The organism is Microbispora triticiradicis (assembly GCF_005864065.1).
GTDB lineage: Bacteria > Actinomycetota > Actinomycetes > Streptosporangiales > Streptosporangiaceae > Microbispora > Microbispora triticiradicis.
In genome coordinates this window covers 1-25,039 of the sequence record NZ_VANP01000016.1, presented here as the reverse complement: position 1 = coordinate 25,039, position 25,039 = coordinate 1, and the positions used below count along the sequence as shown (strand labels likewise).

Here is a 25,039-nt window from a genome sequence, read left to right as displayed (position 1 = left end):
ACGCGCCATTCGCCGTCCGGGTGAGGACGGTGCCCCGGCGGGCCTCAGGCGGTCAGCCGTACGGGCGTGGGGGCGTCGTGCAGGCCGCGGCGGCGCAGTTCGGGCAGCACACCCTCCCCGAACCAGTAGGCCTCCTCCAGGTGCGGGTAGCCGGACAGGACGAACTCCTCCACGCCGAGCGAGGCGTACTCCTCGACGAGGTCGGCGACCTCTGCGTGGCTGCCGACGAGAGCCGTGCCGGCGCCGCCGCGCACCAGGCCGACCCCCGCCCACAGGCCGGGGTGGATCTCCAGGTCCCTGACCCTGCCGCCGCGGAAGCCCTCGTGGAGCGCGAGCATCCGCTGCTGCCCGACCGACTCGCTGCGGCCGAGGACGGCGCGCGCCGCGTCGATGTCCTCGGGGGAGATCTGGTCGAGCAGCCGCTTCGCCTCCGCCCACGCCTCCTTGGACGTGTCCCTCGCGATCACGTGCAGACGGATGCCGAAGCGCAGCGTACGGCCCTCGGCGGCGGCCAGTTCGCGCATCCGGTCGAGTTTGGCCGCGACCTGCGACGGCGGCTCGCCCCAGGTGAGGTAGACGTCCACGTGCCGGGCCGCGACCGGGCCGGCGGCGGCCGACGAGCCGCCGAAGTACAGCTCGGGCACGGGGTCGGGCCGCTCGGCGACCGTCGCGCCCTCGACGTCGTAGTAGTGGCCGGTGAAGTCGAACGGCCCGTCCCAGGCGCCGCGGACGATCGTCAGGAACTCCGCGGTCCGGGCGTACCGCTCGTCCTTGGCCAGATGGTCGCCGAAGCGCCGCTGCTCGGCGGTCTCACCTCCGGTGACCACGTTGAGCAGCAGCCGCCCGCCGGAGATCCGCTGGTAGGTGGCGGCCATCTGGGCCGCCAGCGTGGGCGACAGCGCACCGGGCCGGAACGCGACCAGGAACTTCAGCCGCGTCGTGACCTGGGTCAGCGCGGCGGTGACCAGCCACGCGTCCTCGCAGTAGGTCCCCGTCGGGGTGAGCACGGCCTCGAACCCCGCCTGCTCGGCCGCGCGGGCCACCTGGGCGAGATAGTCGATCGAGGGCGGGCGGCGGACGGCCGCCGCGGACAGGCCGTGACTACGCGTCAGGCCGTGCCCGCCGCCGACGATCGCCCGGCCGTCGCCGGATGTGGGCAGGAACCAGTGGAATCTCATCGCGCGGCCTTTCCGACGACCTCGTTGAACCGGTCGTCAACGAACTGGGAGAACGTGACCGTGCCGGGGATCAGGCCCTCGGCGCCGAAGGCGTCGGCGATCTCCTGCTCCGAGGAGACGACCGAGTCGTCGATCTCGACCGGGGTGGCCACGGCGTTGGCGACGGCGGCGTTCGCCACCTCGGCGGGCAGGCCGGTCTCCCGCGCCCAGACCTTCGCCCACTCGTCCAGGTGGGCGGCGGCCCAGACCCGGGCCTTGGCCAGGCGGGTGAGGAAGTCGGCGATCGCGGCCCGCTTGCCCGTGTCCTCGATCGCGGCCGGGGCGGCTACCTGGAAGCCCAGGCCGTTCACGATGCCCGCGCCGTCGACCAGCAGCCGTGCCCCGTGCTGGATCTTCGCCTGGGAGGAGAAGGGGTCCCAGATGGCCCAGGCGTCGACCGTGCCGGAGGAGAACGCCGCCAGGGCGTCGGCCGGCTGGAGATACTGCGGCTGGATGTCCTTGAAGGACAGCCCGGCCTTCTTCAGCACGGCGAGCAGGTGGTAGTGGGCCGAGCTGCCCTTGGCCACCGCGATCTTCCTGCCCTTGAGCTGCGCCGTCGAGGTGATGGCGGACCCGCCGGGGACGAGGATCGCCGACCCCTTGGCGCTCTGCCGGTAGGCCGAGACGACCTTGATCTTTGACCCGGAGGCGGCGGCGAAGACGGGCGGGGTGTTGCCCACGCCGCCGATGTCGACCGCGCCGGCGTTCACGGCCTCCAGCAGCGGCGGGCCGGAGGTGAACTGCGACCACGCGATCGTGTAGGAGGTGCCGCCGAGCAGCCCGGCGGCCTTGAGGATGGCCTCGGAGCCGGCCTTCTGGTCGCCGACCCGCAGCGTGACGCGTCCCTGGGCCTCGCCCGGCTTTCCGGCGGCGGCGTCCTGCCCGGCCGTGGCGCAGGCCGCCGTGCCGGCCGTCAGGGCGATCAGCAGTACGGCGAGGAGTCTCCTGGTCATTCCGTTCCTTCCTGGGGCACGCCCAGGGCCGCCAGCAGGGCCGTGCGCAGGGCGAGGAGGTCGTGGTGGTCGCGGTGCCGGGGGCGCGGCGCGGTGACGGTCCAGGAGTGGGCGACCCGCCCGCCGTCGAGCACCAGGACCCGGTCGGCGAGCGCCAGGGCCTCGTCCACGTCGTGGGTCACCAGCAGCACGGCCGGGCCGTGCGCCGCCCACAGGTCGAGCACGAGGCGGTGCACGGTGATCCGGGTCAGCGCGTCGAGCGCGCTGAACGGCTCGTCGAGCAGCAGCAGGCGGGGCTCGCGGACGAGGGCCCGGGCGAGGCTCGCCCGCTGCGCCTCGCCGCCGGAGAGCGTCAGCGGCCACGCCCCGGCACGCTCGGTCAGGCCGACCTCCGCGAGCGCCGCGTCCGCCCTGGCGGCGGGGCCGGGCGCGTCCAGGCCGAGCGTGAGGTTGTCGCGCACCCGCTTCCACGGCACCAGCCGGGGCTCCTGGAAGGCCACGGCCACCGAGCCGTCGACCTCGATGTCACCTTCGACCTCGTCGTCCAGCCCGGCGAGCGCGCGCAGCAGGGTGGACTTGCCCGAGCCGCTGCGGCCGAGCAGCGCGACGAACTCGCCGGGCGCGATCGTCAGGTCGAGGCCGTCCAGCACCGCGCGGTCGCCGAAGCGCCGGGTGAGGCGCCGCACCGAGGCCGCCGGTGCCTCGCCGGGACGGCCCGCACCGCCGGCGGGGGCCGCGTCACTCAGCGGGACAGGAACTCGCGCCGCCATCCGAGCGCCCTCCTTTCGAGGAGCCGGACCAGGGCGTCGGTGAGCAGCCCGAGCGCGCTGTAGACCAGCAGGCCGACCACGATCACGTCGGTGCGGAGGAACTCCCGGGCGTCGTTGATCATGTAGCCGAGCCCGGCGTCCGCGTTGATCTGCTCGGCCACGATCAGCGCCAGCCAGGCCACGCCGAGGCTCTGGCGCAGCCCGACGAGGGTCTGGGGCAGCGCGCCGGGGAGCACGATGTGCCGCACCAGCGCGGCCCTGCCGAGCCGGAGCGTACGGGCGAGTTCGGCGAGTTTGCCGTCCACGCCCCTGATGCCGGAGAACGTGTTGAGGTAGAGGGGGAAGGAGACGGCGAGCGCGACCAGCAGCACCTTGGGCGTCTCACCGATGCCGAACCAGAGGATGAACAGCGGGATCAGCCCGAAGAACGGCAGCGCCCGGAGCATCTGCATGATCGGGTCGACCGCGTTCTCACCGGCCCGGCTCAGCCCGGCCACCAGCGCCAGGACGATGCCGGCCGCCGCTCCCGCCGCGAAGCCGAGCAGGACCCGTTCGAGCGACACCGCGATCGCCGTGGGCAGCGTGCCGGACCGCACCAGGTCGAGCGCGGTCGCCGCGATCTGCGACGGCGCGGCGAGTAATCGGGCGGGCAGCAGCCCGCTGCCGCTCGCCGCCTGCCACACCAGCACGACGGCCACGGGGCTCACCCACCGGTACGACCGCCTCCCGGCGGACCGGACCGCGGCGCCTACGGCGGCGGCGCGGACGGCAGGGGCGCCGCCGGCGTGTGGGGCGGTGCCGGTTTCGATTCCGGCGACGGACATGGACACACCTCGCAGGGACGACGGAAGGTTCCCCACAAGGGTTGTCTATATTTCCTACCAAGTCAATAGGGTTATCTGTCTCCGCCGACGGCCGACGGCCGACGGGACCCGGGCACCCGGTCACGAGGCTCCGGGGACGGTGACCTTCCGCTCCTTGAACGGGAAACCGGTTCTCGCGGCGTCACTCTGCAGGCCGCTCAGCGAGGCCTGGCCGGCGTTCAGGTCGGCCTCCGTGGCGGTGCCGCTCTTGAGTCTGTCGGTGAGAGCCCTGACCTTGGTGCCGACGCCCTCGACGGCCTTGCAGAGCGTCGGGTTGGCCACGGCGAACCCCTTGGCGACCTTCAGCTCGTGCAGGGCGAACAGTCCCGCCACCGCCGCCTTCGCGAACGTCCGCTTGCGCTTCTCCGCTCCCTGCTCGAAGCCGCCGCTGCGCAGCGGTTTGTAGATGTAGCGGTGGAAGGCGCCCAGGGCGAGGCCCGCGTGCAGCGCGAAGCGCGTCTTGGCGAACCGCCTGGCGTTGCCGCCCGACGGGCACGGCGAGTTGTACTCGCTCTCCGTCGCGGTCGGCGTGGCGGCCACCGCCGGGCCGGCGACGGCCGCCTCTTCGGACACCGCCCTGGTGGTCGTGCCTCCGCAGCCGGTGAGCAGCGCCAGCGTCAGTGTGACCGCGGCGGTGAGCGCGGCAAGGGATCGGGCATGTCGTGCGGCCATCGTTTCCCCCTGGTGACCCTGTGGTTCCGCGGCTGTGTTCCCGCGGGCACGTTCTGGACGAGGTTGCCGCGCAGATGCCGACTATTCAGGCTTTTGCCGTATCCGGAGAATTCCATCACGATGGTCGTCCACGCATTTGGCGGTCGCCGTTCCGGGAGAACGTAGATCCCGTGCCGGGAGAATCCCGGAAAAGGCCCATCGCCGATCGATCCGAACGGCCTCCGGCCGCTCCACGTCTATTGGGAGATAGGGAATCGCAATTGATTCATCCCGGATCATGTCGGGCGACGCCCGATGGTCTGGACGCATTCCGGAACCGGTCCGGACTATGGAAGAGGAACACCCGAACCCACGTGTGACGTGATCGGAGAGGAGAACGGCCATGCGAGGAAGGCGACTCGGCATGACCATCGGCTCGGCGCTGCTCACGACGGTCGCGCTCTGGCCGGCGGCGGGATCCCCGGTGCGGGCGTCCACGATCTCCGGCGGCGTCGCCGTCTCGCAGGCGGCTCCCGGCGCGTCCGTCGCGAAACCGAAGCCGCCCAAGTGCACCAACCGTTGCACGAACCATCGCAAGTACAAGTGCTGTCCGAAATGCAAGCGCGTGAAGGGCAAGTGCTAGCCGCCAATAAGCCGAGTCGCGGGGCCGCCAGGGTGGTGTGCCGGGTGCGCCGATCGCCGGCCGCCACCGCGGCAACGACTCGTCGAGAGGGGCGCCGCCGTCAGAAGGCGGCGGCGCGATTTCCTGGAGGGCGTCGAGCAGGGGGAGCATGCCCTGGTTGACCGCGGCGACGCCCTCCGGCGGGTCCTGGGTGGGCGAGCGGTCGGAGAACAGCATTGCGTAGCGGCGCGGGCGGACCGGCGCTCAGCGCCGCCAGAGATCTCTCCGTCACGGTGACGGTCCTGCTGGCCTACGTGCTGTGCCGTGCCGGTCAAGCCGGCGCACCGGATCTCCCGGCGTTGAGCGGCCCCCGTCGGCCTATGCTGATCGGCGACGACGGGAGAGCGCATGGCGGTGCTGATCGACCGGCCGAACTGGCCGGGTCCCCGGGGGCTGCTCTGGTCCCATCTGGTCAGCGACTCGTCACTGCGGGAACTGCACGAGTTCGCCCGCCTGCTCGACGTGCCGGAACGCGCCTTCGACCGGGACCACTACGACGTGCCGGAGACGGTCTACGACCGGGCCGTCCTCCTGGGCGCCGAGCCGGTCGGGAGCCAGGAGCTGGTACGGCGGTTGCGCGCGTCCGGCCTGCGCCTCCCGAAGACGCGAAACAGATCTACGTTGTAAAGGCGCGCTCTTCCAGATCGGCGAGTTCACGGGTCATGTTGTCACGGGCGCGGTCCTCCCACAGGTCCCGGCCGACGGGAGTGCCGAACAGGCGGGGCTTGCCGAGCAGCGCCCGCAGCACCGCGGCGCGGCCGGCCCGGAAGGCGTCGCCGGGCACGTGCCGGTACTCCTCGCGCACGGCCCTCGTGTACGCCTCGTACGTCTCGGGCGGCGCTCCGAGGATCGCGAGGTCGGCGTCGCACAGGACGGCCGCGTTCGCGTCCCCGGGCTCGTACGTGTGACCCGCCGTGAGCCGCACCAGCCGGGCGACCTCGGCGACCCGCGCCGGGGGCAGATCACAGGCGGGCAGCCGGGACTGGGCGAGCTGGGCGCTGCGCTCCTCGTCCCGGCCGGGCCGCCCGTCGTAGACGGCGTCGTGGAACCACGCGGCCAGCCGTACGGCGTCGGCGTCCGCGGCCTGGGCGGCCAGCGGCTCGACCGCGGCCAGGACCGCCCGCAGGTGATCCGTCGTGTGGTAGCGGCGGTGTGGCTCCGCCCATCGGGCGGCGAGTTCGGCGGCGAGCGCCCGCCCGGCGGGGGAGCCGGCGAGGCAGGCGGGCCGGGGCAGGCTCGGGTCGTCGGTCATGCTCCGACCCTAAGGAGTGTCGGGCGACGCGACAGCCTGGACCTCGTCGCCGATCGGCCACCGGACGCCGACCGGCCTGAGGGGGACCGGCAGGAGACCCGGGCGCCTGCCTCGCCCGCCGGTCCGGTGACCGCGTGGGGGAGCGCTGTGGGATTGTGCCAAGGCGGCGTCTCCGGGTCGCCCGGCTTTGGCGGATTCGGCCAGAGCGGGGCGGAACGGCCTGCGCGTAGCCTGTCCGTGTGCTGCGGCGGACCACCACCATCTCCGACATCGACTCGCCGGCGGGGCTGGCGGAGCTGCTCAACCACCACGACTACCTGCCCGACGAGGGGCTCACGACGGCGGCCTATCTCGCGCTCAAGATGGGGCGGCCGCTGTTCCTGGAGGGCGAGGCGGGCGTCGGCAAGACCCAGCTGGCCAAGACGCTGGCGGCGATACTCGGAGCGCCGCTCATCAGGCTGCAGTGCCACGAGGGCCTGGACGCCACCCAGGCCATGTACGACTGGGACTTCCCCCGCCAGCTCCTCCACCTCAAGGCGGCCGAGGCGGCGGGGAGCGCCGACGTGGCCGCGCTGGAGGGCGAGATCTACGACCGGCGGTTCCTGATCGCCCGGCCGCTGCTGCGGGCCCTGGAGACGCAGCCCAGCGTGCTGCTGGTGGACGAGATCGACCGGGCGGACGACGAGTTCGAGGCGTTCCTGCTGGAGGTGCTGTCGGACTTCACGATCTCGGTGCCGGAGATCGGGACGATCAGCGCACCGACCCCGCCCGTCGTCGTCCTGACCTCGAACCGGACCCGCGAGGTGCACGACGCGCTCAAACGGCGCTGCCTCTACCACTGGCTTGAGCACCCGGGTTTCGACCGGGAGGTGGCCATCGTGCGGCGCCGCCTGCCCGGCTGCGCCGAGCGGCTCGCGGCGGACGTGGCGCGGGCCGCCGGGCGGATGCGCGCGGCCGGCCTGCTCAAGCCGCCCGGCGTCGCGGAGACGCTCGACTGGGCGGAGGCCCTGCTCACGCTCGGCGCGGCGGAGCTCGACCCGGCCCTGGCCGCCGCCACGCTCGGCGCCCTGCTCAAGCACCGGGAGGACCAGGAGACGGTGCGCGCGGGAGGGCTGCTCCACGCGGACGGCGGACGTGACTGACCCCGGCGCCCGCCGCCCCGCCGAGCGCCCGCCCGAACCGCGGAGTTCCGAACCGCGGAGTTCCGAACCGCGGAGTTCCGAAGCGCGGGGGGCCGGACCACGGCGGGCGGGCGACGCCGAGCGGATCACGGGCGGGCTGGTCGGATTCGCCCGGACGCTGCGGGCGGCCGGAGTGCCGGCCGACCCCCAGCGCACGCAGAATTTCCTGGCGGCACTCGCCCACCTCGACGCCGCCGTGGCACGGGACGTCTACTGGGCGGGCCGCCTCACCCTGTGCGCGGGCCCCGACGACCTGCCCCGGTACGACCGCTGCTTCGCCGCCTACTTCTCCGCCTCCCTCCGGCCGGCACGCCGCGTCCGCGGAACGGCCGTCTCCGTGACCCGGCCGGTGGCGGCGCCGTACGGCACCGGCGACCCGCGGACCACCGGAGAGCCGGGGGCGCCGCCGGCCACGGCGAGCGAGATCGAGGTGCTACGGCACCGGGACGTGGCGCGGATGAGCGAGGCGGAGCGGCGGGAGGTCCACCGCCTGCTCGCGTTGCTGCGCGGCACGAGACAGACGCGCAGGTCGCGGCGGTACCGTCCGTCGCCCCACGGTCCGGCGTACGACAGGCGGCGCACGATCAGGGAGATCCTGCGCGACGGCGGGGAGCCGGCCCGGCCGCGCCGCCGCGCCCGCCGGAACCGGCCGCACCGGGTCGTCCTGGTCGTCGACGTCAGCGGTTCGATGGCCGCCTACGCCGACACCCTGCTGCGGTTCGCGCACGCGATGGTGCGGGCGGAGCCCCGGGCGACCGAGGTGTTCAGCGCGGGGACGCGCCTGACGAGGATCACCGGCGCGCTGCGCCACCACGATCCCGGCCTCGCCATGGACGAGTGCTCGGCCGCCATCCCGGACTGGAGCGGCGGCACCAGGCTGGGCGAGGAGGTGCGGGCCCTGCTGCGGCTGCCCGACCCCCGGGGAGCGATCGTCGTGATCGCCTCCGACGGCTGGGAACGCGGACCGGCCGACCTCCTCGGCGCGCAGATGGCCCGGCTCTCGCGGCTCGCCCGCCGGGTGGTGTGGGTCAACCCGCACAAGGGCGACCCCGCCTACCGTCCGCTGACCGCGGGCATCCGCGCGGCGCTGCCGTACGTCACGGACTTCCTGGCCGGGCACAGCCTGGCCGCGTTCGAGGACCTGGCCGCGCTGCTGGCCGGCCGGCGCGCGGATCCGCGCGGGGCCGCACGGAGGGGAGGGGCCGATGCGTGATCTGCTCGACCAGGTGCTGGAGTGGTGGGAGTCGGGACGGCGGTTCGGGCTCGCCACCGTCGTCGGCACGTTCCGCAGCGCGCCGCGCCCGCCGGGGGCGGCGATGGCCGTGCTCGACGGCGAGGCGGTCGGCAGCGTGTCGGGCGGCTGCGTCGAGGGGGCGGTGTACGAGCTCGCCACCCGGGTCGCCGGGGACGGGACGCCGGTGCTGGAGCGGTACGGCGTGAGCGACGACGACGCGTTCGCGGTCGGGCTGACCTGCGGCGGGATCATCGACGTGTTCGTGGAGCCGGTGTCGCGGCGCGACTACCCGGAGCTGGGGGAGATCGCCGCGGCCGTCGCGACGCGGCGGCCGGTCGCGGTGGCCACGATCATCGGCGGTCCCGGCCGGGTGGGCGCCCGCCGCGTGGTGTGGCCGGACCGCGCGACGGGCTCGCTCGGCTCCGCCCGGCTCGACGACGCGGTGGACGACGACGCGCGCGGCATGCTGGCGCAGGGCCTGACGGGCGTGCGGCGGTACGGCCCGGACGGCGAGCGGCGGCTGGACGACCTGCCGGTGTTCGTGCTCTCCTTCGCGCCGCCGCCGCGCATGCTGGTCTTCGGCGCCATCGACTTCGCCGCGGCCGTCGCGCGGATCGGCCGCTTCCTCGGCTACCACGTGGTGGTGTGCGACGCGCGGCCGGTCTTCGCGACCGCCAAGCGGTTCCCCGAGGCCGACGAGGTCGTGGTGGCCTGGCCGCACGACTACCTGACCACCACCGAGGTCGACGGGCGCACCGTGATCTGCGTGCTCACCCACGACCCGAAGTTCGACGTGCCGCTGCTGGAGGCGGCGCTGCGCACCCCGGCGGCGTACGTGGGGGCTATGGGGTCGCGGCGCACGCACGAGGACCGGCTGGCGCGGCTGCGCGAGGCCGGGCTGTCGGAGGAGGAGCTGTCCCGGCTGCGCTCGCCCATCGGGCTCGATCTCGGGGCGCGCACGCCCGAGGAGACCGCCGTGTCGATCGCGGCGGAGCTGATCCGGCTCCGCTGGGGCGGCAGTGGCAGGCCGCTCACCGAGACCTCCGGTCGCATCCACGGCGAGCGGTGACGTGACGGACGAGGAGGTCGTCGCCGGGCTGCTGCTGGCGGCCGGGGGCGGCAGCAGGTTCGGCGGGCCCAAGGCGCTGGTGGAGTTCGAGGGGGAGCGCCTCGCCGGGCGAGGCGTCCGGCTGCTCACTGAGGGCGGGTGCCGGCCCGTCCTGGTCGTGGTCGGTGCCGCCGAGGCCGCAGTCGAGGCCGAACTCAAGGGAATGACCGAGAGCGCGGTGGAGAAGGCGGCCGGGGATACGAAGGCGGGCGTGGGGGCGGACCCGGTCGAGCACGCAGCCGGAGGCGCGGCTGCGGACGCGGAGGACGGCGCGGTCGCGGAGGCGCTCGGGGGCGTGGCCAAGGGCGCGACCGAGGATGCGGAGGTCGGCGCGGTCGTCGTGCGTAACCCCCTGTGGGAGACGGGCATGGGCTCGTCGCTGCGGGCCGGGCTGCGCGCGCTTCCGCCGTCCGCCGCCGCGGTGGTGATCGCCCTCGCCGACCAGCCCCTCGTACGGCCCGAGGCGGTGCGCCGGCTGGTCGCGGCGTTCCGGGACGGCGCCCGGGTCGCCGTCGCCGCGTACGGAGGCGTGCCGCGCAACCCCGTACTGATCGCCCGCGAGCACTTCGCGGAGGTCGAGGCGCTCGCCGTGGGCGACGTGGGCGCCCGTCCCTTCCTGCGCACCCATCCCGGACTCGTCACGGCCGTGGCCTGCGACGACGCGGGCGACCCGGCGGACGTGGACACCCCGGACGACCTGCGGCGACTCCGGGGAGCCAACGGGGGAGGCCAGCGGTAAGGCCACAGGGGAGACCGCCGTCGAGACCCTCGACCGGATGCGGGCCCGCGACGGCATACCCGCAGCGCCGACGCCCCGACATCGCTGACATGCCGCCCGCCGCATGGTCGCGCAGGGCCTCCAGCGGGCGGACCCGGGCGGCCCGGCCCGGCGCGGACCACGCACCGAGCAGACCCGCCGCGTCCCGGCGTCGGCTGATTTGCCCGAATCGCCGCCGTTTGCCGGGCTGACCATTATGATCATGAGGAATCATCCGGCCGAGCGGGAGCGTGTCATGACGGAGCAGGCGCCCGGTGGGTTCGACGTCACGCGGCCCAACGTCGCCCGGATGTACGACTACTACCTGGGCGGCAAGAACCACCTGCCCGCCGACCGGGCGGCGGCCGAGCGGGTCATCGAATTGTCGCAGGGCCACGTGCGGGAGGCCGTACAGGAGAACCGCGCCTTCCTCGGCCGGGCCGTGCGCTTCCTGGCCCGCGAGCGTGGCATCCGCGCGTTCCTCGACCTCGGTGCGGGGCTGCCGACGCAGGGCAACGTCCACGAGATCGCCCTCGACGTCTCGCCCGACGTGCGGGTGATGTACGTGGACAACGACCCGGTGGTGGCGGCGCACGCACGGGCGCTGCTCGAAGGCGATCCCCGGGTGCGCTTCGCGCTGGCCGACCTGCGGCGGCCGGAGGAGGTCGTCGCCGCGGCGCAGGCGAACGGATTCGTCCTCGACCGGCCCGTGGCGCTGCTGCTGGTGTCGTGCCTCCACTTCGTGCGCGACGAGGAGGACCCGGAGGGGCTCATGGCCGCCTACCGCGAGTTGCTTCCCTCGGGCAGTCACGTCGTGATCTCGCATGTCAGCTCCGATCCCCTTCCGGATGAGATGGCCGCGATGGGCGGTGTCTACAGCAGGGCCAACGCGCCGTTCGAGGCCCGGCCCGCCACGCAGATCGCCAGGTTCTTCGACGGGTTCGACCTGGTGGAACCCGGGGTCGTCGAGTTGAACCGGTGGCGGCCCGAGCCCGACGCGCTGCCCTTGCGCGGGGTCGCCCTGCCGGTGCTCGGCGGTGTCGCCCTCCGCCCCTGAGTCGCCCACGAGTCGCCCCTGAGCCGCCACCAGACCCTCCCGTGCCGCCACCAGACCCTCCTGCGCCGCCCCTGAGCGAGGTGGCCGCGGCCGGTCCGGGTCGTTAGCCTTGGTCACGCCGACGGAACATCATTCGGTTACTCACCGGTGTACGCGCGGAAGGACGAGGCGGATGCGGATCGGGATGGCCCTCAACTACTCAGGGGACTTCAAGGAGACGGTCGCGGAGCTGGCCGACTACGAGAGGGCCGGGCTGGACATCGTGTTCGTCGCCGAGGCGTACAGCTTCGACGCGGTCAGCCAGCTCGGCTACATCGCGGCGCGGACCGAGCGGCTGCGGATCGCCTCGGGCATCCTGCCGATCTACTCCAGAACGCCGGCCCTGCTGGCCATGACCGCCGCGGGCCTCGACTACGTCTCCGACGGGCGTTTCACCCTCGGCCTCGGCGCCTCGGGCCCGCAGGTGATCGAGGGCTTCCACGGCGTGCCGTACGACGCGCCGCTCGGCCGCACCCGCGAGATCATCGAGATCTGCCGCAAGGTCTGGCGGCGCGAGCGGCTGGAGTACGAGGGACGGCACTACACCCTTCCGCTGGAGGGCGGCACCGGCCTCGGCAAGCCGCTCAAGCTGATCAACCACCCGGTGCGCGAGCGCATCCCGATCGTCGTCGCGGCGATCGGGCCCAAGAACGTCGAGCTGGCCGCCGAGCTCGCCGAGGGCTGGGAGCCGATCTTCTTCATGCCCGAGAAGGCCGGGGAGGTGTGGGGCGCGTCGCTGGCCGCCGGGCGGGAGCGCCGGGACCCCGCGCTCGGCGAACTGGACGTGATCGCGCAGGCCGTGCTGGCGATCGGCGACGACGTCGAGGACGTGCTGGACCTGGGCCGCTCGATGGCCGCCCTCTACATCGGCGGCATGGGCGCCAAGGGCAGGAACTTCTACAACGACCTCGCCCGCCGCTACGGCTACGAGAAGGAGGCCGAGCAGATCCAGAACCTCTACCTGGAGGGCAAGAAGAAGGAGGCCGAGGCGCTGGTGCCGAGAGAACTGCTGGAGCACGTCTCCCTGGCCGGCTCGGAGGGTCACGTCAGGGAGCGGATCGCGGCGCTGCGCGAGGCCGGGGTCACCACGCTCAACGTCGCCCCGTTCGCGCACACCCACGAGGAGCGCGTCGGGCTCATCGAGAAGATCAGAGACCTGGCGTCCTGACCCGCGGCCCGGTCGCCGGTCCCGGGCGAGGTACGCGCGGTCTGCGGGGATGCCCGGAGGACGGCGGTAAAGTCCGTTCGTGACCGATGTCCACAGGACCGCCGACAGGACCGCCGACAGGACTTCCGACAAGACCGCCGAGGAGACCCACGCCAGGCGGCGTGCGCGGCTGGCCGAGGCGCTGGGGGAGCACGGGGCCGGGGCGGTTCTCGTCACCTGGCCGGTCAACGTGCGTTACCTGACCGGGCTGACCAGCTCCAACGCCGCCGTGCTCGTCACCGCGGCGGGGGAGGCCGCGCTCGCCACCGACTCGCGCTACCGGGAGACGGCCGAGGCGGTGTGCGCGGGAGTCGAGGTCGTCGAGGACCGCGACGTGGCGGGGGTGCTGCTCGATCGCTGCGCGGGCGTGGAGCGGGTCCTGGTGGAGGGCGACCACATGCCGGTCGGGCTGTTCCAGCGGCTGTCCGAGCGGCCGTCCGGCAGTCACCCCGGACGCCGCCCCGCCCTCACTCCGGCCGGCGGCCTGGTGGAGACCCTGCGCGCCGTCAAGGACGAGGCGGAGATCGAGGCGCTGCGCCGCGCGTGCGCGCTCACCGACGAGGCGTTCTCCCTCGTGGTGGAGCGCGTCGCCCCCGGCGTCACGGAGCGGGAGATCGCCCGGTGGCTGGAGGTCGCCATGGTCGAACTCGGCGCGGACCGGCCCGCCTTCGACTCCATCGTGGCGAGTGGCCCGAACGGCTCGATCCCGCACCACTCGCCCTCGGAGCGGCGCGTCGAGCGCGGCGACCTCGTGACCATGGACTTCGGCGCGCGGTACGGCGGCTACCACGCCGACATGACCCGCACGGTCGCGGTGGGCCCGCCCGCCGCCTGGCAGCGCGACCTGTACGACCTCGTACGGCGGGCGCAGCGCGCGGGCCGCCACGCCGTACGGCCGGGGGCGACGGCCGGCGAGGTGGACGCGGCGGCGCGCGAGGTGATCGCCGGAGCGGGCCACGCCGAGCGGTTCGGCCACGGGCTGGGGCACGGGGTCGGCCTGGAGATCCACGAGCTGCCGTTCCTGGGCCCTGGCAGGACCGGTAGACTAGAGGATCGAGTTCCGATCACCGTCGAGCCGGGGGTCTATCTTCCGGGCGCGGGCGGTGTGCGCATCGAGGACACGCTGGTCACGCGTGCTGACGGGCCGGAGCTTCTCACACTGACGACCAAGGAGCTGCTCGTCCTCTAGGGCAGCCGCACGCGGGAGACGCACGTGGCGACGACGAACGACCTGAAGAACGGACTCGTGCTCAAGCTCGACGGCGGAGAGTTGTGGGCCGTTGTCGAGTTCCAGCACGTCAAGCCGGGTAAGGGCGGCGCGTTCGTCCGTACCAAGCTGAAGAACGTCATGTCCGGGAAGGTCGTCGACAAGACCTTCAACGCCGGCGTGAAGGTCGACGTGGCGAACGTCGACAAGCGGGAGATGCAGTACTCCTACCTCGACGGCGACGACTTCGTGTTCATGGACACCGAGACCTACGACATGGTCAACGTCGCGCGGTCCGTGGTGGGCACCGCCGCCAACTACATGCTGGAGAACACCACCGCGACCATCGCCTTCAACGAGGGCAACCCGCTGTACGTCGACCTCCCGGCGGCCGCCGAGCTGACGATCGCCCACACCGATCCCGGTCTGCAGGGCGACCGCTCGACCGGTGGCACCAAGCCCGCCACGCTGGAGACCGGCGCCGAGATCAAGGTCCCCCTCTTCATCACCACCGGCGAGAAGGTCAAGGTCGACACTCGCACCGGCGAGTACCTCGGTCGGGCCTGACGTGTCGGCTCGGGGGAAGGCCCGCCGCCGCGCGCTGGACGTCCTCTTCGAAGCCGAGGCCCGGCAGGTGAGCCCGCTCGACGTGCTCGCCGAGCGGGTGGAGCGGGCGGACCCGCCGGTCAACGAGTACACCTCCTTCCTCGTCGAGGGCGTGGTCCGGCACCTGGACCGCATCGACGAGCTGATCTCGACGTACGCCGAGGGCTGGACCCTGGAGCGCATGCCCGCCGTGGACCGCAACGTCCTGCGCGGCGGCACGTACGAGATGCTGTGGTCGGAGGAGGTCCCCGAGGGCGTGGTGATCAGCGAGTGGGTGCATCTGGTGGCGGAGCTGTCGACCGACGAGTCGCCGCAGTTCGTCAACGGCCTGCTGGCCCGCTTCAAGCAGCTCAAGCCCTCGCTGTCGCTCTGAGCCGGGAGGAGGCCGCAAGTGCGTGACGCCACACGCCGCGCCGTCGTCTGGGAGGCGCTGCGCGCGGTCCTCGCCGAGCGGGCGGCCGCCCTCGGGAGCGAGACCCTCGACATCGTGGACGCGGGCGGCGGCACCGGCGGCTTCGCTGTGCCGCTGGCCACGCTCGGCCACGTCGTGACCGTGGTCGACCCGACCCCCGACTCGCTGGCCGCCCTGGAGCGCCGCGCCGCCGAGACGGGCGTCGGGGTCAAGGGCCTGCAGGGCGACGCCGCCGACCTCGGCGACCTGCTGGAGCCCGGCAGCGCCGACCTGGTCCTGTGCCACAGCGTGCTGGAGTACGTCGAGGACCCGGCGGGCGCCCTGGGCGCCGTCGCCGGCATCCTGCGGCCGGGCGGCGTGGTGAGCGTGCTCGCCGCCAACTCGGTCGCCGCGGCCGTCCACCGCTCCCTGGCCGGGCACTTCGACGAGGCCCGCCAGGTGCTGTCGGACCCGGAGGGCCGCTGGGGCGACCGCGACCCGACGCCGCGCCGCTTCTCCCGGGAGACGCTGGCCGCGCTGCTGGGCACGGCGGGGTTCGCCGTCGGCGAGGTGCACGGCGTGCGGATTTTCGCCGACCTCGTGCCGGGCATGCTGGCCGAGAGCGATCCCGACGGCCTGGTCGCGCTGGAGCGGGCGGCGGCCACCCATCCCGTGCTGCGGGACATCGCCACCCAGATCCACGCCATCGCGTACCGCGGATAGACGCGCGAACAGACCCCGCGAACAGACGCGGGCGATCACGGTCGGACGCGAATAGAAAAGACGTTCGGGTGGGGTGGGGTTGGTGGGGGAGCGGTCGGGTAAGGTGACGTCATGTCCCGGAACCAGCTGCTGCCCCGGGATCCGTCGCCGCCGCCGGAGGGGCCCGTCGACGACAGCGGCTGCCCGATCCTGCACGTGGACATGGACGCCTTCTTCGCGAGCGTCGAGCTGCTCGACCACCCGGAGCTCCGGGGCACCCCGGTCATCGTGGGCGCGGCGGGCGCGCGCGGGGTCGTCCTGAGCGCGACCTACGAGGCCCGCCGGTTCGGCGTCCACTCCGCGATGCCGATGACCCGAGCCCGGCGCGTCTGCCCGCAGGCGACCGTGATCCCGCCCAGCCACGGCAAGTACTCCGAGGTCTCCCGCGGCGTCATGGAGATCTTCAAGGCGATCACACCCGAGGTCGAGCCGATCGCCTCCGACGAGGCGTTCCTCGACGTGGGCGGGGCGAGGCGCAGGCTCGGCAGTCCCGCCGCGATCGCCCGGATGATCCGCACCCAGGTCGCCGAGCAGTACGGCATCACCTGCTCGGTGGGCGTGGCGAGCACGAAGTTCGTGGCCAAGCTCGCCTCACGGCAGTGCAAGCCGGACGGCCTGCTCGTGGTCCCGGCCGGCAAGGTGGTGGAGTTCCTGCACCCGCTGCCGGTCGCCGCCCTGTGGGGGGTGGGCGAGCGCACCGAGCAGGCCCTCGTACGGCTCGGCATCCGGACCGTGGGCGACCTGGCCCAGGTGCCCGTGGCGACGCTCCGGCGTGAGCTCGGCGTCGCCGGCACGCACCTGGCGGCCCTCGCCTGGGGGCGCGACGAACGCCGGGTGGTGCCGCACGCGCCCGACAAGAGCATCGGCAACGAGGAGACGTTCCCGCACGACGTCGACGACCCCGAGACGATCAGGCGTGAGCTGCTCCGGCTGTCGGAGCGGGTCGCCGCGCGGCTGCGCGCCGCCGGGCACGTCGGCCGCACCGTCAGCGTCAAACTCCGCCGCTCGGACTTCACCACCATCACCCGGTCGCGTACGCTGCGCGAGGCCACGGACGTCGCGAAGGAGATCTACGACACATCATGCGAGCTCTACGAGGCGGCAGGACTGGAACGGGTGCGACTGCGGCTGGTCGGGGTGCGCGTGGAGAACCTCGGCCCGGCCGCTGCGGCGACCCGCCAGCTCGGCCTGGGCGAACGGGAGACGGGCTGGCGGGAGGCGGAGCAGGCCATGGACCGGGCCGCCCGCCGCTTCGGCCCGGACGCGGTGAAGCCGGCGTCGCTTGTTCGTCGTCCGTTTGGTCCAATAGGTCCATGACGTCGCCTCCGGTTTGGACCGCGTTGGTCGTTTTCTTTCGCCTACGTCTGAGGCCTCGTATTCTGGGGATAACCGACCGCGAGGTTCGGACACCCCGCGTCGTCCGTTGCCGTCTTCCCCTGAATGGGGCCGTCCTTGGGAGGCGCCGTGCCGCTGTCTGAGCACGAGCAGCGCTTGCTCGACCAGATCGAGCAGGCCCTCTACGCCGAGGACCCGAAGTGGGCGAACACCGTACGGATCAGTGATCCGCGCAGCCACTACAAGCGCCGCCTGGTGAAGGCCTCCATAGGCTTCGCACTCGGCGTGGTCCTGCTGATGGTCGGCGTCGTCGCGGCATTGATCTGGCTCGGTGCCGCCGGCTTCGTGGTCATGCTGGCCACCTGTCTTTGGGGCCTGTCGAGCTGGAAACGCATGAACGGGTTCGGTGACTCCCCGTCGTCCCGCACCCGAGGCCGCCGCCCCCAGCGCCGCAGCTTCATGGAGCGCATGGAGGAGCGCTGGCGCCGCCGTCACGACGAGCACTGATCCCCGTGCTCGCGCACACGTTCTGAATCATCCCCGGTGGGCCCGCACAGCGGGCCCACCGTCTCTTGTGCCCGGCCTCTTGTGCCCGGCCTCTTCTTCCGGCCTCGAATCGCCCTCGGATCGGCCTCGCCGCTCAGCGGCGGGTGCCGGTGAGGGTCGGCTCCCGCGCGGGCTCGCCGTCGTCCCCGGCGGCCGGCCGGCGGAACGGCCCGTCCGGGCCGCCCGAACGCGTCCCGCCCTGCCGTGCCCCGGTTAGCCGCGTCCTGCTCAACCGTGTCCTGTTCAATCTGGGCGCCAGGTTCTCCATCCGGTCGAACACATCGAGCGCGCCCTCGCCGAACGCCCGCACCCGCAGCAGCGTGGACACCGGAGCCAGCCCGGCCCCCAGCCTCCGCCACCGCGACAGGTGCGCGGCCAGCCCGCGCCTGATCCGGTTCAGGTCCGCGGGGACCGGCCCGGACGCCGGGGGCGCCGGCGCGTACCGCAGCCGCTCCTCGGCCGTGACGACGCGGGCGAGCGACTCGGCGGCCCGCCGGTCCAGCGCGTACCTCTCACCGATCCGGCGGCCGAGCGCGCGCGGCGTCTCGCCCGGCTCCCCGGCCATGCCGAAGTCGATCAGCGTGTCGCGCAGCTCCGCCCACGCCGCGTGCGGCCCGCCGGACGGACGGGTCAGCCGGCGGTTCCGGCCGCGCCGCACCAGCAGGCGCGCCGCGGCGGGCAGCAACAGCAGCACCAGGGCGCCCGCGGCCCCGAGGCCGACCTTGACGCTCGTGGGCGTCCCCGGGTCGGCGGCGACGGGCGTGCCCTGCGGCTCGCGGTCGAGCTGGCGGGGGTTCGGCCGGGACGGGCCGCCGACGCCGGTCGTGTCCTCGTCGTCGTCCGACTGTCCCGCCGAGGGACCGGCCGAGGGCTCGGCCTCCGGTGTGACAGGGCGGGTGTACTCCGGCACCTCGGCGGTGCCCTGCCCGCCGACGCCGGCCGGGGTGGGCTCGAACCGCAGCCAGCCGACGCCGTCGAAGAACAGCTCCGGCCAGGCGTGGGCGTCGTGGGTACGGACCGTCCACTTACCGTCGATCTTGCTGCCGCCCGTGTAGCCGATCGACACCCGGGCCGGGATTCCGGCCATCCGGGCCATCGCGGCCATCGCCCCGGCGAACTGCTCGCAGTAGCCCGCGCGGTCGCGCAGCACGAAGCGCGACAGCGCCTCGGCCCCCGACCCCGACGCGCGGAGGCTGTAGGTGAAGCCGCCCTTCCGGGTGAACCACTCCTGGAGCCTGACCGCCTTCTCGTACGGCGTGGCGGCCCCGGCGGTGACCCGGCGGGCGAGGGCGTTCACCCGCGGGTCGAGCCCTTCCGGCAGCCGCAGGAAGGGCTCGCTCTCCGGCGGCGTCACCGCCGACCGCAGCGCCCCGGCACCGGGGTCGGGCTCGTCGGCGACGACCTGGTAGTCCAGCCCCGCCACCTCGTCGCGGGTGGAGAAGACCATGAGCGACCCGCGGTCGGCCCGCCAGTCGCCGTCGGCGTCGACCTGCCGGGCCGGGTACGGCAGGGGCAGGAAGTGGAGCCGGTCGAGGTCCTCGCTGATCGTGACCCGCATCGTGGCCCGCTTCACCGGCACCCCGGGGCCGAGGCCGGGCACGGGCGGCAGCGGCCCCTCAGACACCCGGTCCTCCGGGCGTCCCCGCAGCGGGCTGAAGGTCCACTTGGCGCCGTCGAAGACGTCGAGCGCGTAGATCCGCAGATAGTGCGGCTTGTCGTCGCTGCTGGTGTAACTGAGGACGGTGGCGTTGCGGTCCTGCCTGAGCTGGCCGCCGAGCTTGGCGATGGCGTCGGGGATGCCGATGTTGCCGCCGCTCCCGCCCAGGCCGTTGCCCACGCCGAAACCGAACAGCGGGTCGGGGGACAGCGCCGGCAGGATCGCGGGCACCAGCACCGCGAACACGATGGCCGTCACGCCGATGCGCTTGCCCGACAGGGCCAGCCGCTCGGTGTCCGGCGCGACCCCGGACGCCGGGCCGGAGCGGCGGACCACCACGGCCCGGCCCCAGCCCTTCAGCCGCTCCCGGCCGTCGGCGACGAGCAGGCCGACGTAACCGAACGCCGCGACGACGAACGCCGGCCATCCGATCGGCTCGGGGAGTACGGCGGCCGGCACGGTGAACAGGGCGAGCATCGGCAGCCCGGCCAGCGCGGCCCGGCGCAGCCGCACCGCGAACACGTCCACCACCAGGGCGATCAGCGCCACGCCCGACGTGGTGAGCAGGGTGATGCCGGGGTTGGCGGGCACCGGGGCGGCGTAGCGCTGGATGTCGTCGAAACCCTCCCCGAGGAGCGCGGCGAGCCCGGCGAGCGAGCCGCGGGTGGGGATCACCCGGAGGAACGCCTCCTGCGCGGTGAAGGCGGCCGTCAGGTAGACGAGCACCGCGACGGGCGCCACCGCGGGCGTCACCCAGGGACGGGCGCCCAGGCGCGAGGCCACCGTCCCGGTGGCGGCGACGACCAGGATGACCCCCATGCAGGACCAGAACCACGCGCCGCCCTCGAAGAGCGGATAGAGCGTGATCGTGACCGCCGCAGTGGCGAGCCCCGCCGTGATCGGCAGTTTCAAGGGTTCCACCTCTTCTCCGGGCAGCCCGGCCGGCTCAGGCCGCGCTCCTGCTGTTTCCGGCCTCGGGCCACACGGTCGCTAGCGACGTGCCGGCGGGCAGGTCGAGCACCCGCCAGCCGGCCCCGGTCAGCACCGACCGGGCGGCCTGCGCGTGCTCGCCGCCGGAGCCGTCCCAGCCGGCGAGATCGAGCAGCACCGCCACGGCGGTCACGCCCGGGTGCCGGAGCCGCGCGAGGGCGAGGGCCTCCTCGGGGTCGAGCGCGCCGAGGACCGCGATGATCAGGCCTTCCCCGCCGCCCTGGCGCAGCGCGCCGACGCCGTGCTCCAGGGACCGCGCCGAGCTCTGCCGGACGACCGCGAGCGTGTCGAGCAGCGACCACGACTGGCCGGTGTCCACCGTCTGCCGTGCGCCCTGGTCGGTGACCAGGCGCAGGGCGAGTCCCTCGGCGGACAGGTGGACCCCGATGGACGCGGCGGCGGAGACCGCCACCTCGAACGACGAGCGCGGCCCCTCGCCCCGGTGGGCGTACCTGCGGGTGTCGAGCAGCAGCGCGCCGCGGCTCTGCCACTCCTGCTCCTCGCGCCTGACCATCAGCTCCCCGCGCCGCGCCGTCGACCGCCAGTGGACCCGGCGCAGGTCGTCCCCCTGGCGATACTCGCGTGGCGCCACGTCGTCGTCGCCGGCCGCCGCGACCGACCGCGTACGGCTGTCGCCCCCGCCGGTGTGGTCGCCGGACAGGCGTACCTGCGGCAGCGGCACCACCTCGGGGGTGACCACGAGCGTGTCGGTGACGGTGAACGAGCGGGTCAGCTCCACCAGCCCGAACGGGTCGGCGATCCGCACGGACAGCGGCCCGATCGGGAAACGCCCGCGCAGGTCCGAGCCGACCTTGTAGTCGATCTCCCGGACGCCGCGCGGCTCCATGCGGTCCAGGACGAACCTCGGCCGGGTGCCCAGCGCGTACTGCACGGTGTCCTCCACCAGCAGCAGCCCGGTGGGCAGCCGCGTGACGTTCTCCAGCCGCAGGGTGACCGTGCTCTCCTCGCCGGCCTGCACCCGCGCCGGGCCGAGCCGGCGGGTGCAGGACAGGCGGTAGCGGGTGCGCGTCACGACCAGCGACGCGATCAGCGGCATCGCGATGATCAGTACGGCCACGCGCAGCAGGTCCTGCTCGCCCAGGACGAGGGCGCACACCAGGGCCGCCACGCCGGAGGCGAGGAACGACCGTCCCCGCGATGTCAGAGCCTTCAGGCCGGGCATGGGCCCTCCGTCGCTTTCTCGTCAGTGCGCGTCCGGGACTCAGCGTCCGGACTCAGTGCGCGTCCGGGACGGGGACGCGCCGCAGCAGCTCGTCGACGAACTGCTCCGGCCGGCGGCGCTGCCCCTGCGCCTCAAGGCTGGGCAGGAGGCGGTGCGCGAGCACGGGAACGGCCAGGTCCTGAAGGTCGTCGGGGATCACGTAGTCGCGGCCGGACAGCGCCGCGTGGGCCCGCGCGCTGCGCACCAGGTGGAGGGTGGCCCGCGGGGACGCGCCCAGCCGCAGGTCGGAGGAGCTCCGGGTGGCCGCGACCATGTCGACGGCGTAGCGCTTGACCGGCTGGGAGACGTAGACGGCGCGGACGGCCCGGATCAGCGCGGCCACCTCGGCCGTGGTCGCCACCGGCTCCATCTTGTCCAGTGGCTGGGAGGCGCCGTGCACGTCGAGCATCTCCAGCTCGGCAGCCGGCTCGGGATAGCCCATGGCGATCTTGGCGGTGAACCGGTCGCGCTGCGCCTCGGGGAGGGGATAGGTGCCCTCCATCTCGATGGGGTTCTGCGTCGCGATGACCATGAACGGCGACTCCAGCGTGTAGGTGACGCCGTCGACCGTCACCTGGTGCTCCTCCATGCACTCCAGCAGCGCCGACTGCGTCTTGGGGGAGGCGCGGTTGATCTCGTCGCCGACGACGATGTTCGCGAACACCGGGCCCGGCTTGAACTCGAACTCCCGTGTTTGCTGGTTGTACGCGCTGACCCCGGTGATGTCGCTCGGCAGCAGGTCGGGCGTGAACTGCACGCGCTTGACCGGGCAGTCGATGGAGCGGGCCAGGGCCTTGGCGAGCATGGTCTTGCCGACGCCGGGCACGTCCTCGATCAGCAGGTGGCCCTCCGCCAGCAGCACGGTGAGAGTCAGGCGGACGACGTCGCTCTTGCCCTCGATCACGGATTCGATCGCGTTGCGGATCCGATGGGCGGTGTCCACCAGATCCTCAAGCGGGGCTGTCGCGTCGGTGACGTCGGGTGTTACAGCCACCAGGCCTCCATGAGGGTGCGTCCCCGAGAATGGGGCGTTAAACGTTCCTTTTCCATTCTGTGTACCGACCTTATGTCCCCTGTGGTTCGTGGGCGACTTTGTCCAGAAATCAGGGTGAAGTGCGCGTAGAGTCCTGACCTTTCGCGGTCACGTACCGCGACCGGCCGAATCCCGGGGCGCGACCCCGGCCGCTCCACTTCCCCCCACCCGCTTTCCCGCCGCTTCCCCCACCGGGCCGCGCGCCCGGCCGGAACCCCCTGCGCGTCAAGGCTTGGGTCGTGAGCCGACACGCCCGCGCGCGGGCGGGGGGCGGCGCGGCGCCCCACTCCGACCCACCCCATTTCACCTGCGAAAACGCCGCCGATTTCGAATGCGGACACGGCCGGAATCAGTTGACGGTGGGGAGAAGTGGAGTATGGTGGTGCGCAGTGGAGGGCAGAGGCTACAGAGCTGAGCGCTCCGCAAGGCACAGGAGGTGGGTCCGGTGTTTCTCGGCACCCACCACCCGCGCCTCGACGACAAAGGACGGCTGTTCCTGCCGGCGAAGTATCGCGAGGAGCTGGCGGAGGGTCTGGTGATCACCAAAGGCCAGGAGCGCTGCCTCTACGTCTTCCCCGTAGAGGAGTTCCAGCGCATCACCGAGGCCCTGCGCACCGCACCGGTGACGGCCAAGGCGGTCCGCGACTACAGCCGTGTCTTCTTCGCCAGCGCGTCCGACGAGATGCCGGACAAGCAGGGGCGCATCACGATTCCCCAGACGCTCAGGCGGTACGCCGGGCTGGAACGCGACTGCGTCGTCATCGGCGCCAACACGCGTCTGGAGATCTGGGACGCCCAGGCGTGGGACACCTACCTGGATGCCCAGGAGCAGGCATTCTCCGATCTGTCGGAGGAGGTGCTGCCCGGGATCCTGTAGCTCGATTCCCTTTCTCGTTCGATCAGAAGACCCGTCGGTGACGTTCGGCGAGGTCTCCACCCGCTCCCAGATGGCAGCTGATGCACCTTCCCCGGTGTCAGACGCCACGGCAGGCGACGCGGATGGGGACCTGGCCGGGCGGGTCGGTTCCCCTGGAGGAACCGGCATGGGTGGGGATCCGTTGGGTAGTCACCGGCGGCACAGCCGCGAATCCGCGAGTACAGCGGCGTAATGGGGGTTGGAAGCGTTGTCGTACGAGCCCGGTCAGCCGGGTGGTCACGTTCCGGTCATGCTCGATCGCGTGCTGGAGTTGCTCGCTCCGGCGCTCACCGGACCGGAGCCGGTGGCCGTGGACGCCAACCTCGGTCTCGGCGGGCACGCCGAGGCGCTTCTCGCCGCCCACCCCTCCCTCCACCTCGTCGGAATCGACCGCGACCCCACCGCCATCGCGCGCTCCACCGCACGGCTCGCGCCGTACGCGGACCGGATCACCCTGGTGCGCGCCGTCTCCGACGAACTGGCCGACGTGCTCCATGACGCCGGACGGCCCCGCATCGACGCCGCGCTGTTCGACCTCGGCGTGTCCTCCCCTCAGCTCGACGAGGCAGAGCGCGGTTTCGCCTACTCCTACGACGCCCCCCTCGACATGCGGATGGACCGCGACCAGGAGCTCACCGCCGAGCGCGTGGTGAACACCTACCCGGTCGCGGACCTGATCCGCATCCTGCGCGACTACGGCGAGGAGCGCTTCGCGGCACGCGTGGCGAACCTCATCGTCAAGGAGCGTGCCAAGGACCCCATCACCAGCACGAAACGGCTCGCCGACCTCGTACGCGCGGCGATACCCGCCGCGACGAGGCGGACCGGGGGCAACCCGGCCAAGAGAACGTTCCAGGCGTTGCGCATCGAGGTGAACGGAGAGCTGACCGCGCTGGAGCGCGCGCTCCCGGCCGCGCTCGGCGCGCTCGCACTGGGCGGGCGCGTTGTCGTGCTCGCCTACCACTCCCTGGAGGACCGGCTCACCAAGCGGGTCCTCGCGGCGCGAACCAAGGACACCAGCCCTCCGGGGCTGCCGGTCCCGTTGGAGGCGCACCAGCCTCGGTTCCGCCTTCTGACGAGGGGAGCGGAGCTCCCGGACGACGAAGAGGTGGCCCGCAACCCGCGGGCGGCCTCGGCCCGCTTGCGGGCGGCAGAGAGGATCCGCGAGGGATGAGGACAGAGCAGGAGAGCAGGAGGGCGGCCGGACGCGTGGCCGCGCCGTCCCGCGTACCCGGCCGGGTGCCGGGCCAGGCCGCCGGGTCGGCGGGCGAGACCGTCGCGACTCCCGACAGGCCCCTCGGCGGCGCGCGCCGTCGGCGTGAGGACGACCAGCCGCGCCGGGCCCGGCCCGCCGCCGCGAGCGACGCGCTCCCGCGCGAGGCCGTCCCGGCTCCCCGCGGCGG

26 protein-coding genes and 1 pseudogene are annotated in these 25,039 nt (G+C 73.2%); 18 read left to right on the top strand and 9 right to left on the bottom strand.

What is annotated here, in order from left to right; all coding sequences use genetic code 11:
* Window positions 1-44: 44 nt before the first annotated feature.
* The 5 genes from FED44_RS30060 to FED44_RS30040 all read right to left on the bottom strand — a co-directional run bounded on the left by FED44_RS30060 (window position 45) and on the right by FED44_RS30040 (window position 4,475).
* Window positions 45-1,178 carry an LLM class flavin-dependent oxidoreductase gene (locus FED44_RS30060; RefSeq protein ID WP_117409766.1) on the bottom strand — a complete coding sequence of 378 codons (1,134 nt, stop codon included), beginning with the start codon at window positions 1,176-1,178 and terminating at the stop codon, window positions 45-47.
* Window positions 1,175-2,170, bottom strand: coding sequence for an ABC transporter substrate-binding protein (locus FED44_RS30055; RefSeq protein ID WP_117409765.1), 996 nt, complete (start codon window positions 2,168-2,170; stop codon window positions 1,175-1,177). The genes FED44_RS30060 and FED44_RS30055 overlap by 4 nt, the downstream gene beginning before the upstream one ends.
* Window positions 2,167-2,940 carry an ABC transporter ATP-binding protein gene (locus FED44_RS30050; protein WP_138462808.1) on the bottom strand — a complete coding sequence of 258 codons (774 nt, stop codon included), beginning with the start codon at window positions 2,938-2,940 and terminating at the stop codon, window positions 2,167-2,169. The genes FED44_RS30055 and FED44_RS30050 overlap by 4 nt, the downstream gene beginning before the upstream one ends.
* Window positions 2,913-3,764, bottom strand: a complete 852-nt coding sequence (locus FED44_RS30045) for an ABC transporter permease (RefSeq protein ID WP_138462807.1) — start codon at window positions 3,762-3,764, stop codon at window positions 2,913-2,915. Before FED44_RS30045 ends, FED44_RS30050 begins: the two co-directional genes overlap by 28 nt.
* Window positions 3,765-3,884: 120 nt before the next feature.
* Window positions 3,885-4,475: a hypothetical protein gene (locus tag FED44_RS30040; protein ID WP_138462806.1), complete on the bottom strand. Its 591-nt coding sequence runs from the start codon at window positions 4,473-4,475 to the stop codon at window positions 3,885-3,887.
* 382 nt (window positions 4,476-4,857) lie between these two features.
* On the opposite strand from FED44_RS30040, the gene FED44_RS30035 reads away from it, so the two are divergent.
* Both FED44_RS30035 and FED44_RS30030 read left to right on the top strand, forming a co-directional pair.
* Complete coding sequence (locus FED44_RS30035; protein ID WP_133306145.1) at window positions 4,858-5,097, top strand: hypothetical protein; 240 nt, start codon at window positions 4,858-4,860, stop codon at window positions 5,095-5,097.
* A 387-nt stretch (window positions 5,098-5,484) separates the two neighbouring features.
* Window positions 5,485-5,763, top strand: coding sequence for a DUF4031 domain-containing protein (locus tag FED44_RS30030; protein ID WP_117409761.1), 279 nt, complete (start codon window positions 5,485-5,487; stop codon window positions 5,761-5,763).
* On the opposite strand, the gene FED44_RS30025 is transcribed toward FED44_RS30030, so the two are convergent.
* Complete coding sequence (locus FED44_RS30025; RefSeq protein ID WP_138462805.1) at window positions 5,753-6,388, bottom strand: HD domain-containing protein; 636 nt, start codon at window positions 6,386-6,388, stop codon at window positions 5,753-5,755. The genes FED44_RS30030 and FED44_RS30025 overlap by 11 nt on opposite strands.
* Window positions 6,389-6,627: 239 nt before the next feature.
* On the opposite strand from FED44_RS30025, the gene FED44_RS30020 reads away from it, so the two are divergent.
* From FED44_RS30020 to FED44_RS29965, 13 genes and pseudogenes are all read left to right on the top strand, one after another.
* Complete coding sequence (locus FED44_RS30020; protein WP_138462804.1) at window positions 6,628-7,530, top strand: AAA family ATPase; 903 nt, start codon at window positions 6,628-6,630, stop codon at window positions 7,528-7,530.
* A complete protein-coding gene (locus tag FED44_RS30015; protein ID WP_316246862.1) occupies window positions 7,523-8,782 on the top strand; it encodes a vWA domain-containing protein in 1,260 nt (419 codons plus the stop codon). Before FED44_RS30020 ends, FED44_RS30015 begins: the two co-directional genes overlap by 8 nt.
* Window positions 8,775-9,872 carry an XdhC family protein gene (locus FED44_RS30010; protein ID WP_138462803.1) on the top strand — a complete coding sequence of 366 codons (1,098 nt, stop codon included), beginning with the start codon at window positions 8,775-8,777 and terminating at the stop codon, window positions 9,870-9,872. The genes FED44_RS30015 and FED44_RS30010 overlap by 8 nt, the downstream gene beginning before the upstream one ends.
* A 1-nt stretch (window position 9,873) precedes the next feature.
* Window positions 9,874-10,059: pseudogene (locus tag FED44_RS38585) on the top strand (NTP transferase domain-containing protein); the annotation flags it as partial.
* Window positions 10,060-10,074: 15 nt separating this feature from the next.
* Complete coding sequence (locus FED44_RS30005) at window positions 10,075-10,650, top strand: nucleotidyltransferase family protein (protein ID WP_396698806.1); 576 nt, start codon at window positions 10,075-10,077, stop codon at window positions 10,648-10,650.
* 241 nt (window positions 10,651-10,891) lie between these two features.
* Window positions 10,892-11,725: an SAM-dependent methyltransferase gene (locus tag FED44_RS30000; RefSeq protein WP_244302383.1), complete on the top strand. Its 834-nt coding sequence runs from the start codon at window positions 10,892-10,894 to the stop codon at window positions 11,723-11,725.
* Window positions 11,726-11,897: 172 nt separating this feature from the next.
* Window positions 11,898-12,932: an LLM class F420-dependent oxidoreductase gene (locus FED44_RS29995; protein ID WP_117409756.1), complete on the top strand. Its 1,035-nt coding sequence runs from the start codon at window positions 11,898-11,900 to the stop codon at window positions 12,930-12,932.
* Window positions 12,933-13,011: 79 nt separating this feature from the next.
* Window positions 13,012-14,160 carry a M24 family metallopeptidase gene (locus FED44_RS29990; RefSeq protein ID WP_138462801.1) on the top strand — a complete coding sequence of 383 codons (1,149 nt, stop codon included), beginning with the start codon at window positions 13,012-13,014 and terminating at the stop codon, window positions 14,158-14,160.
* A gap of 24 nt (window positions 14,161-14,184) precedes the next feature.
* Window positions 14,185-14,745 (top strand): elongation factor P, encoded by a 561-nt coding sequence (gene efp, locus FED44_RS29985; protein WP_117409754.1) that lies wholly within the window; start codon window positions 14,185-14,187, stop codon window positions 14,743-14,745.
* 1 nt (window position 14,746) lies between these two features.
* Complete coding sequence (gene nusB / locus FED44_RS29980) at window positions 14,747-15,157, top strand: transcription antitermination factor NusB (protein WP_117409753.1); 411 nt, start codon at window positions 14,747-14,749, stop codon at window positions 15,155-15,157.
* Window positions 15,158-15,175: 18 nt separating this feature from the next.
* Window positions 15,176-15,898, top strand: coding sequence for a methyltransferase domain-containing protein (locus FED44_RS29975; protein WP_138462800.1), 723 nt, complete (start codon window positions 15,176-15,178; stop codon window positions 15,896-15,898).
* 111 nt (window positions 15,899-16,009) lie between these two features.
* Window positions 16,010-17,254 (top strand): DNA polymerase IV, encoded by a 1,245-nt coding sequence (locus FED44_RS29970; RefSeq protein ID WP_117409751.1) that lies wholly within the window; start codon window positions 16,010-16,012, stop codon window positions 17,252-17,254.
* 147 nt (window positions 17,255-17,401) lie between these two features.
* Window positions 17,402-17,779, top strand: a complete 378-nt coding sequence (locus FED44_RS29965; RefSeq protein ID WP_117409750.1) for a DUF3040 domain-containing protein — start codon at window positions 17,402-17,404, stop codon at window positions 17,777-17,779.
* A gap of 133 nt (window positions 17,780-17,912) precedes the next feature.
* On the opposite strand, the gene FED44_RS29960 is transcribed toward FED44_RS29965, so the two are convergent.
* The 3 genes from FED44_RS29960 to FED44_RS29950 are packed head-to-tail and all read right to left on the bottom strand — an operon-like array spanning window position 17,913 to window position 22,681.
* Window positions 17,913-20,387 (bottom strand): transglutaminase TgpA family protein, encoded by a 2,475-nt coding sequence (locus FED44_RS29960; RefSeq protein WP_138462799.1) that lies wholly within the window; start codon window positions 20,385-20,387, stop codon window positions 17,913-17,915.
* Window positions 20,388-20,421: 34 nt separating this feature from the next.
* The gene (locus FED44_RS29955; protein WP_138462798.1) at window positions 20,422-21,648 is read right to left on the bottom strand and encodes a DUF58 domain-containing protein; all 1,227 of its coding nucleotides are present in this window, start codon (window positions 21,646-21,648) and stop codon (window positions 20,422-20,424) included.
* 52 nt (window positions 21,649-21,700) lie between these two features.
* Window positions 21,701-22,681, bottom strand: coding sequence for an AAA family ATPase (locus tag FED44_RS29950; protein WP_117409748.1), 981 nt, complete (start codon window positions 22,679-22,681; stop codon window positions 21,701-21,703).
* Between the two features lie 484 nt (window positions 22,682-23,165).
* On the opposite strand from FED44_RS29950, the gene mraZ reads away from it, so the two are divergent.
* The 3 genes from mraZ to FED44_RS29935 form a co-directional block, all read left to right on the top strand.
* Complete coding sequence (mraZ, locus tag FED44_RS29945; RefSeq protein WP_117409747.1) at window positions 23,166-23,597, top strand: division/cell wall cluster transcriptional repressor MraZ; 432 nt, start codon at window positions 23,166-23,168, stop codon at window positions 23,595-23,597.
* Window positions 23,598-23,886: 289 nt separating this feature from the next.
* Window positions 23,887-24,810: a 16S rRNA (cytosine(1402)-N(4))-methyltransferase RsmH gene (rsmH, locus tag FED44_RS29940; RefSeq protein WP_117409746.1), complete on the top strand. Its 924-nt coding sequence runs from the start codon at window positions 23,887-23,889 to the stop codon at window positions 24,808-24,810.
* Window positions 24,807-25,039: hypothetical protein (locus FED44_RS29935; RefSeq protein WP_208759262.1), on the top strand; the 233-nt coding region annotated here is incomplete at its 3' end. The genes rsmH and FED44_RS29935, both read left to right, overlap by 4 nt.